We start from the raw sequence: 12,939 nt of genomic DNA, 5'->3' as shown, positions 1-12,939 counted from the left end.
ACGCTCCGTGACCGGTAACCTGGGCGGGTGACAGGCTCGCAAGACTCCCCCACGTTCCGGCTCGCCTACGTCCCGGGAGTGACACCCGACAAATGGGTGCGTATCTGGAACGAACGCCTGCCCGAGGTGCCGCTGACCCTGCTGTCGGTGCCCCCGCACGAGGCGCCCGGCGTGCTCCGCGCCGGCGGCGCCGACGCCGCGCTGCTCCGGCTCCCGGTGGACGGTACGGACCTCAGCGCCATCCCGCTGTACACCGAGACCACCGTGGTGATCGTCCCCAAGGACCACCTCCTCACGGCGGTGGACGAGGCGGCGGTCGCCGACCTCGCCGACGAGATCGTCCTGCACCCGCTGGACGACGCCCTGGGCTGGGAGCGGCTGCCGGGGCGGCCCGCGCTGGAGCGGCCCGCCACGACCGCCGACGCCGTCGAGCTGGTCGCGGCCGGCATCGGCGTCCTCGTCGTCCCGCAGTCCCTCGCCCGACTGCACCACCGCAAGGACCTCACCTACCGGCCGCTGACCGACGCCCCGCAGTCGCGGGTCGCCCTGTCCTGGCCCGAGGAGCGGACCACCGAGCTCGTCGAGCACTTCATCGGCGTCGTCCGCGGCCGTACCCCCAACAGCACGCGCGGGCCCCAGCTGCCCGCGGCCCAGGAGCGCCGGACGGGCGGGGCGGGGACCGCCGGGCGGAAGGGCGGCGGCGCGCCCCGGAAGGCCGCCGCCGGGCAGAGCGGCAGGAAGACCGTCGGGCAGGGCGGTAAGAAGGGCGCCGGGAAGAACACCGCGAAGGGCGCGGGCAAGGGCGGCGCCCAGCGCGGCACCGGCGGCCGGCGGCGCGGAGGCCGCTGACCGTCCTCGTCGCCTGAGTAGGCCGCCGTCCGACGAAAGGGCCGCCGTCCGACAGAGCCCTCGTCGGAAAGGACCCGCGTCGGAAGCCGGAACGGGCCCGCGCCCGAAAGCGCGCCCGCGACCCGAAAGCGCGCCGCGCCCGCGACCCCCCGTGCCCGAGAGCGCCCGCGGACGGTTCACCCGCGCGGCACGGGCGGGGTGCCGGTCCCCCGCCCCCGGGCCAGACTCGGGGGGAGCCCGTCGGCGGACCCCGTCGACGCCCCCGTCGGCGGACCCGTGTCGCCGGACCCCTGCCCCCGGAGGCGCGCGATGACCCGACCGCCACCGGCGGCCCGCCGGGCGGCCCCCGCCGCGGACGGCGAGATTCCGGACCACCTGCTGCGCGTCGGCGACCTGGCCCCGGAGACCCTGCGGACCCTCCTGGACCGGGCGGAGGCGATGAAGCGGGAGCCACTGGGGTGGGCCGACGGTCTGCGGGGCGGGGCCGTCGGGTGCGTCTTCGAGAAGCCGTCCACGCGGACGCGGGTGTCGCTGGCCGCCGCCGCCCAGCGGCTCGGCATGGCCGCCGTGGTGCTGAACCGGGACGAGCTCCAGCTCGGCCGCGGCGAGACCGTCGCCGACACGGCCCGGGTCCTCTCGTCGTACCTCGACGCCGTCGCCGTGCGCACCTTCGAACACCGCGTGCTGGAGCGGATGGCCGAGGTGTCCGAGGTGCCGGTCGTCAACGCGCTGAGCGACAGCCACCACCCGTGTCAGTCCCTCGCCGACCTGCTCGCCCTGCGGGAGCACTTCGGGACGCTGAAGGGCCTGCGGGCCGCCTTCGTCGGCGACGGCGGGAGCAACACCTGCAACTCCTTCCTCTCCGCCTGCGCCGCCACCGGCATGCACCTGACCATCGCCCGTCCCGCCGGCTACGCGACGGATCCCGGCCTGCTGGACGAGGCCCGCGAGACGATGCGGCGCACGGGCGGGTCCGTCTCCGTGACCGAGGAACCGGAGGACGCCGTCCGGGGCGCGCACGCCGTCTACGCCGAGGTGTGGGTGCCCATGGACCGGCGCGACGAGGCCGACGAGCGCCGTCGGCGCCTGGCCCGCTACCGGGTGGACGACCGGCTCCTGGCCCACGCCCCCGGCGACGCCGTGGTGCTGCACTGCCTGCCCGCCGTCCGCGGCGAGGAGATCACCTCGGAGGTCCTCGACGGCCCCCGCTGCCTCGCCTGGCAGCAGGCCGCCAACCGGCTCCCCACCGCCCAGGCGGTGCTCCACGCCCTGATCACCGCGGCCCGCCGGCGGGCGGTCTGAGCGGAGGCGGGACGGGACCGGGGGGCGGTGAGAATGGCCGCATGGACGCCGCGTCCAGGACGGACCGGCCGGTGAGGTCGGGCAGCGCCGCGAGGAGGGTCTCCCGTTCGGCGAAGGCGTAGGGAAGGTTCTTCACCAGGTCGTAGCGGCTGCTCACGGACTGGTACCGCGCGCTGATCGTGTCGTGGTGCGCCGATTTCCGCATGGTCCCTCGCCCTCCTGCCGGACAGTACGTGGATCCGTCGGTGCGCGCTCTCCCGGCGCGGACCGGCCGGCGGCGGCGCCGGACGACGGTAGCCGCGGCCCGCGCGGGACGGCCACGGCGGGCCGGCTGCATCTGTCAACTCCTCGGTGGTCACGCCTTGTTGGCGGTTCAGGAGGCCGGTCCGGTGGCGTGGGCGCCGCTGCCGGCCGGTCCGCTCGGGGAGAGCGCGCCGGCGGTGAGCGCGCCGCAGACGAGGACGGCGAAGGCGACCCAGAGGGCCACGGTGTAACCGTGCACGGTCCCGGCGTCGACGGCGTCGCGGCCGCGTCCGTGGCGGTCCAGGTAGCCGGCGGTGACGCTGGTGGCGACGGAGTTGAGCAGGGCGGTGCCGAGGGCGGCGCCCAGTTGCTGGACGGCGTTGTAGGCGGCGGAGGCGATGCCGGCGTCGGCCGGGCCCATGCCGGCGGTCACCAGGTCGGTCGCGGTGGCCAGGAGGCAGCCGAGGCCGAGGCCGGTAAGGATCTGGGCGGGCAGCAGGTAGACGAGGAAGACGTGGGAGCTGGTGGCGGTGAGCTGGGTGAGGACCAGCATCCCGGCGGCGGCGGAGAGCAGGCTCACGACGATCAGGACGCGGGGAGCGGTGCGCCGGTGCAGCCGCCCCGCGACGCCGACCGAACCGACGATCCCGCCGACGGCGTTGACGAGCAGGACCATGCCCGCGCGGACGGCGGAGTAGCCCAGGATCGTCTGCGTGTAGTAGCTGACGAACAGGAAGAACCCGAACATCGCGACGAACATGAGGAAGACCGACGAGAAGGCGGTGCCGCGGGCGCGGTGCAGCAGGACGCGCGGCGGCAGCAGCGGGTGGGGTGCCCTGGTCTCGACGGCGGCGAAGAGGGCGAGGAGCAGGACGCCTCCGGTCAGCAGCGTGAGGACCACGGGGTCGGTCCAGCCGCGCGGTTCGGCCTGGGCGAAGGCATAGACCAGGGCGACCAGACCGGCGGCGCTGAGCAGCGCGCCGGGCACGTCGACGCGCGGCAGGCCGCGGTCGGGCCGGTCGCGGAGCAGGAACGGGGTGCCGGCCAGGGCGAGGGCGGCCATGGGGACGTTGATGTAGAGGCACCAACGCCAGTCGGCGTACTGGGTGAGCAGGCCGCCGGCGACCACGCCGAGGGCGGCGCCGCCGGCGCCGACGCCGGCGAACACCCCGAACGCCCGGCCGCGTTCGCGGGCGTCGGTGAAGGTCAGGGCGAGCAGGGAGAGGGCCGCCGGGGCGAGGAGTGTGGCGCACAGGCCCTGGAGGGCGCGGGCCGCGAAGAGCGTGCCGGCGTCGCCGGCGGCTCCGCCGAGGGCGGAGGCCGCGGCGAACCCCACCAGGCCGGTGAGGAAGGCGCGGCGGCGGCCGAGGGCGCCGCAGACCCGGCCGCCGACGAGCAGGAGTCCACCGAAGGCGAGGGCGTAGGCCGTGATCACCCATTGCCGGTCGGTGTCGGACATGCCCAGGTCGTGCTGTGCCGAGGGCAGGGCGATGTTCACGATCGTCGCGTCCAGCACGACCATCAGCTGGGCGAGGCTCACCACCGGCAGGGTCCGCCAGCGCTTGGAGTCGGCCGGGGACACCGGGACTTCGGGCAGCACCATGCGTCACCTCGTACATCGGTCGAGTTACTGGAACGCTGGTCGAGCGGGCGGCGAGCGTACTACACCGTCGTTCGGGCGGACAAGGTCGAAATGCCGTACTCAGAACGGGAGTTGCGGAGTGGACGGCGGAGGTGGACAAGGCCGGGCGGGAGGGCGTCGGCCCTGGTCGCGGCGGACGCGGAGGCTTCCGGAGCGGGGTCCGCACCGGCCGTCCCGTCGCATTCCGGAACAGGCCGCGGCCGCGCGCGGAGCGCCCGGCGGCGGTGGCCGGACGCGCGGCGCCGGGTGATACGTTGTGCGCGTTTTTCGGGGTGATCACCCAGGGGTGGTCATGCACAGGGGGAGGTGGAGGCCATCACCGACAGCGAGCACACGCGGGACGGCCGGGCCCACCGCGGCGTGGGGAGCGTCTGGCTCCGGCCCGCGCGGGCCGGCCGGAGCACGGAGGCGCCACTCACACGGGAGCGGATCGTCGGGGCGGCCGTGGCGCTGCTGGACGAGGAGGGCCTCGACCGGCTGACGATGCGCCGGCTGGCCGAACGGCTCGGGGCGGGGGCGACCACGCTCTACTGGCACGTGACGACCAAGGACGACGTCGTCGACCTGGCCGTCGACGCCATCTTCGGCGAGACGCCGGTCCCCGACCGGCCCACCGACCGCCCCCGGGACGACATCGCGCGGCTGCTCCACGACTGGCGGCGGGCCGTGCTGCGCCACCCCTGGTCGGCCGAACTGCCGTCGCGGCGACGGCCGTTGCTGGGGCCGAACTTCCTGGCCTGGATGGAGTTCCTGCAGTCGGCGCTGCTCCGGGCCGGGCTGGGCGAGGACCGGCTGAACGCCGCCACCTGGGCGCTGTACAACCATGTGATGGGCGCCACCGCCGCCCAGTCGAGCCTGCGGCTCTCCGCCGAGGAGGCACGGGCCGGACGGGACTACCTCGAAGGCCGGCGGGAGCGGTACCCGACCGTCGCCGCCCACAGTTACATCACCGACGACGACTGGGACGGGAACTTCGCGGCGGGCCTGGAGTACCTGCTCGACGGCATGGGAGCGCGGCAGGGGGCGGGGCGGCCCTGACGGCCGTCCGCGCCGCCCGGCGTAAACGCTGGTGAATCGCGGGCGGCTTTTCCGCCGGGGCGCGCCGCGCGGCGGAAACCGGGCCGCCCGGCCGGAAACCGGGCCGCCCGGAGAAACAGGGAAACCGTGCGGGTAAATGCGCCGAATACGGCCGACGCCCGGGCTCGACGCCTAACGGCCCCCGACAGGGGGGCCATGCGGTGCGCGGCGCCGGCGCCCGCGACGGCCACTTGCCTTCAACTGCCATGCAGTGACAGCATATTGGAATCCTGGCGCTGGTTTTCAGTATGCGCCGGACGGAATACGGCTCCCGGGTCCGCCCGGCGGGCCGCGCTTCCGGCCCCCGTGCGCGGAGCGGGCGCCTGCTGTCGGCCGACGAAGGAAACCGGCATGTACCGCGGATCTGCTCGTCGTACCACTCCCCGCCGGGACGGCGCCGCGCGGTCCCCGGCCCGGCGGCCGACCCGTGCGTCCTGGTGCAGCCCTCCGAGTCGTTCCGGGTCCTGCGGGGGCCGCTGCTCCAGCACGCCGCGGCCGTCGGCGCCCCGCCCGCCCGGCCCGCGTCGGCCGCCCACGCGCCCGGCGGCGCGGAGGCGCCGGTGAGCGCGCTCTCCGACGAGGAGCGGGCGCTGCTGGGCATGCTCCGCGAACGGGTCCCGGTCGGGGAGATGGCCCGCCGCTTCTACTGCTCCGAGCGGTCGATGTACCGCCGGATACGGCGCGTGTACGAGGCGCTGGGCGTCGCCAACCGCAAGGAGCTGTGCACCCGCATGCCGTACGGGATCTCCTGAAGCGGCGCGGTGAGAGCCCGCCCCAGTCGCCGTACGCGCGGAAATGGCAGGCGTTTTCCCGCTCCGCGCGGGATGGCAGGCGTTCCTGCCAGATTCCCGCCACCCCGGCCGAGGGCGCCGCAGATTCCCTTGTCAGGACCGGCACCGCCGCCCACCATGAATTCCGTCCGCGGGTGCCGGACCGTGGCGGCCCGCCGATTTCCCCGGGGACGGCCGGTGTCACCCGCCGGTTTCCGCCGCCGGGCTCCTTGAGAACCGGCCGCGGCCCGCACGCCGCGCGCCCTCCCGCTCCGGAGGGGCGGGAGGGCGCGGGCGACGCGGTGTCAGCGCTTGGGCGGCTTGACCCAGCCCTTCTTCACGAGCTCGTCGCAGTGCCATTTGGCGTACGAGGCGGACTCGCCCTTCTTCCTCGCGGCGCTGATGCAGTCGGCGTAGGGGAAGGGGGGCTGGTCGGCCGGTACGGCGTGGACGACCGGTCCGGCCGACGGAATCGGCGCGGCGGCCGGTCGGGCCTGGGCGACGGCCGGCAGGGACAGGGCTCCGAGCACGACGACCGCGGCCGATACGACACTCATCCGGTACACAGGCATTCCTCCGCTTTTCGTCTTCCTGAACAGCCTGAACAGGGGGTGACCCGTCACCGCTCAACGAGCCCGGCCGGGCGGGGAAACGCTTCGCCCGGCCGTTCCGTTCGAAGAGAGGCGGCCATTCGGAGGGATCCCGCGCCCGGCGCTAGCCGGCCAGGGCCTGGTCCGTCGCGCGGGCCCGCATGGTGGCGACGACGTCGGCGCGGTCGTACAGGACGCGCCGCCCTTCCTTGCGCCGGCCCCAACCGTGCGTACTGGCCAGCCAGTAGACGGTGCCGGAGGCGACGCCCCAGCGGACGGAGATCTCCTGGGCCGTGAAGCCCGCGCCCGGGCCCGGGCGTTCGCCGCGCGGGCCCAGGGTGTGCCACAGCTCCGGCGACCAGGTGTGGCCGGTGTCGGCGGAGCAGACGATGGCGGCCTCGCCGGCGGCGGCGCGGGTGCCCAGGCGGGCGGCCAGCCGGCCGGGGCACCCCGGCCGGACGCAGGCGCCGACGACGACGTGCCGGTCGCGGTGGCCGGAGAGCGCGGACCAGGCGGCCCGGATCAGTTCCCCGGTCTCGGCGGCGAGGTCGGCGGCGGCCGGATGGGCCGCCAGCCAGTCGGCGTGCCGGGCGAGGAAGGCGGTCAGCGCGGCGGTGTCGCGCTCCGGGGCGACGACGCCGCGCTGCTCGCGGACCAGGGCCGCCCACCCGGTCAGCACCGACCGGATGTCGGACCTGGCGTCCAGGACCCGGGTGTCGAGCGGGATGCCGGGCGAGCCGCGCTCGCTGACCTTTTCCACGACTCTGCGGGGCCGGGTGAGGGCGCCGGCCAGTTCGTCGTACAGCCACCGCAGGACGGCCAGGTCCTTGAGGAGGCGGCGGCGGGCCGGGGTGGTGTCGACCGGGGCCGAGGTGTGTGACATCGGGGCGTGTGGCATCGGTGCGTGCGTCATCCGGGGCTCCATGGGGCGGGTGGATTGTGCGACCGGGCCCGAGCCTGCCGGAGCCGGTTACCGGGCGGGTACCGGTCCGTTCCCGCCCCGTTCCCGCCGTTCCCGGCCGGTTCCCGGCCCCGCTCCCCCGGGGTCCCGCGGCCGTCCCTCGCGTCCGTCCCCGGCTGTCGGCGCCGCCCCGCGGAAGCGTCTCCTCCGCGCCGAGGCGGTCTTGACACCGGGTGAGGGAGCCAAGACGATGCCCACCACACTGGTGCCCCTGCACCCTCCGCACCGGGACGAGGACGGACTGCCCCCTCTTGCCCCTCCCGCCCCGGCCGCGCCCTTCCACCGGTCGGCGCGGGGCGGACGTGCCGGGCCCGGCCCCCGCCGCCCGTTCGCCGGCCCGGGGACCGCGTCCCGTACCCCTGTTCACACCGGGCACCGCACCCGTACCGCCCCTCGCCCGCGGCGACGCCCGCGCCCCGGCCGCGTCCGGCCGCGCGCCGTCGCGCCCGCCGCCGCGCGGGCGGGCACCCCGGCGGCCGGCGCCCGGCCCGCCCGCCCCGGTCCACCGGCGCGGGCGGGCCGGGCGCCGGCCGTCCACGGACTCGAAGGAGACTGACGACGATGGCAGGAGAGGACCGGCGCGGAGCCGAGCACACCATGACCGTGCGGGCTCCCGTCGACCGGGTCTACGGGCTGGTGGCCGCGGCCGAGGACTGGCCGCGGGTCTTCCCGCCGCTGGTGCACGTCGACTGCCTCGAACGGACCGGCCGCCGGGACGTGATCCGGGTGTGGGCGGTCGCGGACGGCGAGCCGCGCGGCTGCGTCTCGCGCCGCGTCCTGGCGCCGGACCGGCGCTGCATCGGCTTCCGGCAGGAGGTGCCGGCGCCTCCGCTGGCCTTCCTCGGGGGCCGGTGGGAGTTCGAACCGGTCTCCGCCCGCGAGTGCCGGGTGCGGCTGTGGCACGAGTACCGCGCCGTCGACGACGATCCGCGGCAGCTCGCCCGGATCGGCCGGACGGTGGTGCGCCGGGCCCGCGCCGAGCTGGAGGCGCTGCGGCGCAGCGCCGAACTGGGGCTGCGGGGGCATGAGTTGCTGCTGTCGTTCGAGGACAGCGTCCGCATCGCCGGTTCGGCCGCCGACGCCTACGCCTTCGTCCGCGAGGCCCAACTGTGGTCGGACCGGCTGCCGTCGGCCGGCGGCTCGGCGGCCGCGCTGGCCGCGCGGGCGTGGGGGCGGACTCCGTGCGGCCGGGGGCGGGCGGGTGCCGACGGCCGGAACGCCGGGCGGAACGGCACGGTCCGGGTGTGCTTCCCGCCGCGGCGCATCGTCTTCAAGCAGACGCGGCTGCCCGCGCTGCTCAGCCTGCACACGGGCAGTTGGCTGTTCACGCCGTGCGGGGACGCGGTGACGGTCACCTCCCGGCACACCGTCGCGGTCGACCCGGCGGCCATCGGCGCGGTGCTGGGCGAGGGCGCCGGCGTGGCGCAGGCCAAGGACGTCGTCCGGACCGCGCTGCGCACGGACAGCCGGCTGACGCTGCGGTACGCCAAGGAGTACGCGGAGGCGCGCTGTCTCCGGTGAGCGGCCGGCGGCGTAGGAAGAGGGGCGTCGGTTGGGAGAGGCACGTCAGTTGAGAGAGGGGTGTCAGTTGGGAGAAGAGACAAAGGGGGCGGTGCGGGGCCTGCCGGGCCGGTGACCGGCCCGGGGGGCGCGGGACTTGGCGATGCCGTCCAGGGCCAGGACCAGTTCGCTGCGCAGCCCGGTGTACCGGGCCAGCCTGCGGGCCTGCTGGTGGTGGCGCCGGGCCAGGTCGAGGTCGCCGCGGGCGCGGTGCACCGCGCCCAGGACGTTGTGCACGGTGGCGGCGAGGGCCGGGCGGCGCACGGTGCGCAGCAGCCCCAGGGCGGCGTGGCCGGCGCGCAACGCCTCGTCGTGGCGGCCCTGGCGGCGGTAGACGTCGGCGTAGCGGGCGAGGACGACGGCCTGGCCGTGCGGGGTGACGATGCGGTGGGCCAGCGCGGACGCCTCGGCCAGCCGGCGCAGCGCCGTGTCGAAGGCACCGGCCGCCGCGTGCGAGGCGGCCTCGCCGGTGAGGCCGGTGATCTCGCCGTGCGCGTCGCCGGCCGTCCTGCTCCCGAGGGTGACCAGACGACTGGTCTGCAGCGCCTCGGCGTGCCGGCCCAGGGCGCTCTGCGCGGTGCCGAGGCAGGCGAGGGCGGTGCCCTCCTCGCCGTCGGCGCCGGTGCCGCTGAGCAGCGCGAGGGCGCGGTGCAGGAAGTCGATGGCCTCCTCGTACCGGCCGAGGGTGGTGGAGAACATGCTGATCCGGCTGAGGCACAGGGCGGTGCCGGGACCGTCGTCCAGCTCCTCGGCGAGGGCCAGGGCCTCCTGGGCGCTCTCCAGTCCCTCGGCGACGCGGCCGAGGTGCCAGCACGCGGCGGCCAGGTCGGTCAGGGCGGTCAGCCGCCGCTCGTGGTCGCCCAGGCGGCGGGCGGCGGCCGCGGCGACGCCGAGCACCTGGCGTTCGTCCTCGGTGTGACCGCGCAGCCGGAGGCAGGGGGCCAGCGCGAGGGCCAGCCGGACGGCGTGCCGGTCGAGGCCCCGCTCCTCGGCGAGGGCGAGGGCGGACAGCAGGCCGGGCCGCTCGGCCTGGAACCAGGCCAGGGCGGCGGGTTCGTCGGCGAGCGGCTCGTCGGCAGGCGCGGCTTCCGCCGGGAGGGCGGGCCGGGCGGGGGCGTCGATCAGTTCGGCGGCCCGGGTCGCGGTGCGCAGGTAGTGGTCGAGGAGCCGGTGCACCGCCCGGTGGACGGTCGCGGGCGGCGGCGCGTCGGGGTGGTGGCGGGCGAGGAGTCGCACCAGTTCGTGGAAGGCGTAGCGGCCGGGGGTGTGCTGGGTGAGCAGGTGGGCGTCGAGGAGGTCCTCCAGCAGCGCCTCGGCGGCGGCCGGGGACGTGCCGGTGAGGACGGCGGCGGTCCGCGCGTCGAAGTCCGGCCCGGGGTGCAGGCCGAGCAGGTGGAAGAAGCGCCGGTGGGGGGTGGGCAGGGCGGTGCGCGACAGGTCCAGGGCGGTGGCGACGGCACGGTGCTCGGCCACCAGGCCGGCGAGGCGGGCGGACTCGTCGCGGAGCCGGTCGTTGAGGGCGGCGATCGTCCACTGGGGGCGGTTGCGCAGCCGACCGGCGGCGACGCGGAGGGCCAGCGGGAGGCGTCCGCACAGGGTCACGAGGTCGGCCGCCGCCTCGGGCTCGGCGCGCGGCCGTTCGCGGCCGAGGACGGCGCCCAGCAGGCGCAGGGCGTCGCCCGGCGGGGGCAGTTGGAGGCTGAGGTGGACGGCGCCGTCGAGGGCGGAGAGGCGCGGCCGGCTGGTGACGAGCACCAGGGAGCCGGGGGTGCCGGGGACGAGGGGGCGCACCTGTTCGGAGGCGGCGGCGTTGTCGATCAGCAGCAGCAGGCGCCGGCCGGCGGTGACGGCCCGCCACAGCTGCTCCCGGTCCGTGCGCCCCGGGGGCAGCTGCCGGTCGGGCACGCCGACCGCCCGCAGCAGGACGCCCAGGGCGGTGTGGGCGGTCAACGGGGCGCGGCCGGCGGTGAAGCCGTGCAGATCGAGGAAGATCTGCCCGTCCGGGTAGTGCGGGGCGAGACGGTGCGCGGCGTGCACGGCCAGAGCGGTCTTCCCGACCCCGGCCATGCCGTCCACCGCCATCACCGCCGCCGGCCGCTCCGCCTCCCGTCCGGCGTGCGACAGCAGCCGGCGCGTCTCCTCCTCCCGCCCGGTGAAGTCGGGCAGATCATGCGGCAGGGAACGCGGGGGCACGGACGCGGGGTAGGGGGCCGGCGGCAGCACGGGCAGGGGGTACGCGCCCGGGGGCGGGACGGGCGCGGGGCCCGGGTACGGGGCGGGCGCGGGGCCCGAATACGGGATGGGCACGGGGTGCGCGGCCGGGTGCGGGTCGGTTGCGGGGCGCAGGCCCGCGGACGGGGGCGACGCCGGGTACGTGCCCGAGGACGGGGCCGGCGACGAGTACACGATCGGCGGTGGAGCGGACGCGGGGTACGTGCCCGGGGACGTCACGGGTCCGGGGTGCGCGACCGGGTGGGAGACGGACCCCGGGTACGAGCCCGGCTGCGGAGCGGGCGCGGGGTGCACGTCCGATCGCGGGCCGGACGCCGGGTACGAGCCCGCCTGCGGGACGGAGGCGGCGTGCCCGGCCGAGGCCAGGTCGGACGCCGGATACGAGCCCGCCTGCGGGGCGGGTGCCAGGTACGCGGCCGGATGCGGGGCGGGCGTCCGGTACAAGTCCGGGTCCGGCACGGACGTCGGCACAGACGTCGGCACGGACGTCGGCACGGACACCGGAGCGGACGCCGACACGCGTCCGTCCGGGCCAGTCGCGGCCCCCGGCCGGGAGCTCGCGTCGTACGGTCCGGCGCCGCTCCCGGCGTCCGGCGCGTGGCCGGCCGAGCCGTACGGCGTCCGGCCGCTCCCCGCGCCCGGCGCGCGGCCGGTCCCGGCGTCCGGCGCGGCGCCGTGCTCGTCGTCCGCGCCGGGGAACTCCCCCGCGCCGGGGGCCCGGTGGGGCTCCTCGGGGAGGGCCGGGGGCGGCGCGGGGCGGCCGGCCCGGCCGGCGGCGGCCCGCCGGCCGGGCCGCGGCGTGCCGCCGTGCAGGGCGGGCTCGTTGCGCAGGATCTGCTCGTAGCGCAGCGCGGCCTCGGGGCCGGGGTCGATGCCGAGTTGCTCGGCGAGCAGGTGGCGGAGCTGGTGGTAGACGCGCAGGGCGTCGGCCTGCCGGCCCGTCCGGCACAGGGCGACCATCAGCAGGGCCGCCGCCGATTCGCGCAGCGGGTGCTCCGCGACCAGGGAGCGCAGCCCGGCGACCGCCTCTTCGGTGCGGCCCTGTTCCAGCCGCAGTTCCAGCAGGCGTTCGCGGGCGCCGAGTTGGCGGTCCTCCAGCATCGCCGCCGCGGCGGCCAGCAGCGGGCTGCGGCCCTCGGGCAGGGCCCGCCCCCGGTAGAGGGCGAGGGCGCCCTCCAGGGCGGCGGCCTCCTCGTCGGTGTCCGTCGCCGCGCGGGCCCGGGCGAGGGCCTTCTCGAAGCGCAGCAGGTCGAGTTGGCCGCCGTCGACCACCATCCGGTAGCCGGGCCCGTCGGTGAGCAGCAGCAGCCGGCCGTCCGGGATGCGGGCCCGCAGCTCCGCCACGGCCTTGCGCACCTGGTGTTCGGCCGTCGCGGGAGGGGCGTCCTCCCATACGGCGTCGACCAGCCGTGATAAGGACACGACCCGGTTGGCTTCCAGCAGCAGCGCCGCCAGCACGGCACGCGCGCGCGGACCGCCCACCTGCAGGCGGTCGTCCCCGTCCCATACCTCAAGTGTGCCCAGTACGCCGAACCGGACAGCACTCCCCCGTGAGGCCATCATGGTTGATCACTGTACGGGATGAATGTCGCGGTCAGGAGAGAATTTCGGACAGACAATCGACCGTGACGCGCCACCGAGGACGGCGGCCGAGCGGCGCACGGGCGGCGGATCGGCCGGCAACGGCCGGAACCCCCGGGTGAGTTCCTTGAC

10 protein-coding genes are annotated in these 12,939 nt (G+C 76.6%); 5 read left to right on the top strand and 5 right to left on the bottom strand.

The genetic code is table 11. The features are described 5' to 3' along the window. The first annotated feature begins 27 nt into the window (after window positions 1–27). Both J7W19_RS31760 and argF read left to right on the top strand, forming a co-directional pair. Window positions 28–849, top strand: a complete 822-nt coding sequence (locus J7W19_RS31760; RefSeq protein WP_040889386.1) for a LysR family substrate-binding domain-containing protein — start codon at window positions 28–30, stop codon at window positions 847–849. A 309-nt stretch (window positions 850–1,158) separates the two neighbouring features. Then, complete coding sequence (argF, locus tag J7W19_RS31755; RefSeq protein WP_004943502.1) at window positions 1,159–2,151, top strand: ornithine carbamoyltransferase; 993 nt, start codon at window positions 1,159–1,161, stop codon at window positions 2,149–2,151. Here the strand turns inward: argF and J7W19_RS31750 are convergent. Together J7W19_RS31750 and J7W19_RS31745 are read right to left on the bottom strand one after the other, a co-directional pair. Next, window positions 2,123–2,356, bottom strand: a complete 234-nt coding sequence (locus J7W19_RS31750) for a hypothetical protein (protein WP_004943504.1) — start codon at window positions 2,354–2,356, stop codon at window positions 2,123–2,125. The two genes, argF and J7W19_RS31750, sit on opposite strands and share 29 nt — an antisense overlap. Before the next feature lie 168 nt (window positions 2,357–2,524). Beyond that, on the bottom strand, window positions 2,525–3,997 hold the full coding sequence (locus tag J7W19_RS31745) for an MFS transporter (protein ID WP_004943507.1): 1,473 nt from the start codon (window positions 3,995–3,997) through the stop codon (window positions 2,525–2,527). A gap of 345 nt (window positions 3,998–4,342) precedes the next feature. Between J7W19_RS31745 and J7W19_RS31740 the strand changes: the two genes are divergently transcribed. Continuing rightward, window positions 4,343–5,074 carry a TetR/AcrR family transcriptional regulator C-terminal domain-containing protein gene (locus J7W19_RS31740; protein ID WP_004943511.1) on the top strand — a complete coding sequence of 244 codons (732 nt, stop codon included), beginning with the start codon at window positions 4,343–4,345 and terminating at the stop codon, window positions 5,072–5,074. Window positions 5,075–5,361: 287 nt separating this feature from the next. Further along, on the top strand, window positions 5,362–5,865 hold the full coding sequence (locus tag J7W19_RS31735) for a helix-turn-helix transcriptional regulator (protein ID WP_004943514.1): 504 nt from the start codon (window positions 5,362–5,364) through the stop codon (window positions 5,863–5,865). Between the two features lie 323 nt (window positions 5,866–6,188). Here J7W19_RS31735 and J7W19_RS31730 read toward each other — a convergent pair whose 3' ends face one another. Together J7W19_RS31730 and J7W19_RS31725 are read right to left on the bottom strand one after the other, a co-directional pair. Next, the gene (locus J7W19_RS31730; protein ID WP_152264675.1) at window positions 6,189–6,440 is read right to left on the bottom strand and encodes a hypothetical protein; all 252 of its coding nucleotides are present in this window, start codon (window positions 6,438–6,440) and stop codon (window positions 6,189–6,191) included. A gap of 157 nt (window positions 6,441–6,597) precedes the next feature. Further along, window positions 6,598–7,386 carry a hypothetical protein gene (locus J7W19_RS31725; protein ID WP_004943521.1) on the bottom strand — a complete coding sequence of 263 codons (789 nt, stop codon included), beginning with the start codon at window positions 7,384–7,386 and terminating at the stop codon, window positions 6,598–6,600. A 609-nt stretch (window positions 7,387–7,995) separates the two neighbouring features. On the opposite strand from J7W19_RS31725, the gene J7W19_RS31720 reads away from it, so the two are divergent. Then, window positions 7,996–8,955, top strand: coding sequence for an aromatase/cyclase (locus J7W19_RS31720; RefSeq protein ID WP_004949762.1), 960 nt, complete (start codon window positions 7,996–7,998; stop codon window positions 8,953–8,955). A 63-nt stretch (window positions 8,956–9,018) separates the two neighbouring features. On the opposite strand, the gene J7W19_RS31715 is transcribed toward J7W19_RS31720, so the two are convergent. Then, window positions 9,019–12,789, bottom strand: a complete 3,771-nt coding sequence (locus J7W19_RS31715; RefSeq protein WP_078588153.1) for an AfsR/SARP family transcriptional regulator — start codon at window positions 12,787–12,789, stop codon at window positions 9,019–9,021. Window positions 12,790–12,939 lie beyond the last annotated feature (150 nt).

It is taken from the genome of Streptomyces mobaraensis NBRC 13819 = DSM 40847, from assembly GCF_017916255.1.
Classification (GTDB): Bacteria; Actinomycetota; Actinomycetes; order Streptomycetales; family Streptomycetaceae; genus Streptomyces; species Streptomyces mobaraensis.
This window is presented reverse-complemented; position numbering and strand designations above follow the sequence as displayed.

What these genes read in the sequence shown, in the direction of transcription:
- argF (WP_004943502.1), top strand. Translation starts at nt 1,159, where the DNA reads ATGACCCGACCGCCACCGGCGGCCCGCCGGGCGGCCCCCGCCGCGGAC.
- J7W19_RS31750 (WP_004943504.1), bottom strand. Translation starts at nt 2,356, where the DNA reads ATGCGGAAATCGGCGCACCACGACACGATCAGCGCGCGGTACCAGTCC.
- J7W19_RS31745 (WP_004943507.1), bottom strand. Translation starts at nt 3,997, where the DNA reads ATGGTGCTGCCCGAAGTCCCGGTGTCCCCGGCCGACTCCAAGCGCTGG.
- J7W19_RS31735 (WP_004943514.1), top strand. Translation starts at nt 5,362, where the DNA reads ATGCGCCGGACGGAATACGGCTCCCGGGTCCGCCCGGCGGGCCGCGCT.
- J7W19_RS31730 (WP_152264675.1), bottom strand. Translation starts at nt 6,440, where the DNA reads ATGAGTGTCGTATCGGCCGCGGTCGTCGTGCTCGGAGCCCTGTCCCTG.
- J7W19_RS31725 (WP_004943521.1), bottom strand. Translation starts at nt 7,386, where the DNA reads ATGACGCACGCACCGATGCCACACGCCCCGATGTCACACACCTCGGCC.
- J7W19_RS31720 (WP_004949762.1), top strand. Translation starts at nt 7,996, where the DNA reads ATGGCAGGAGAGGACCGGCGCGGAGCCGAGCACACCATGACCGTGCGG.
- J7W19_RS31715 (WP_078588153.1), bottom strand. Translation starts at nt 12,789, where the DNA reads ATGATGGCCTCACGGGGGAGTGCTGTCCGGTTCGGCGTACTGGGCACA.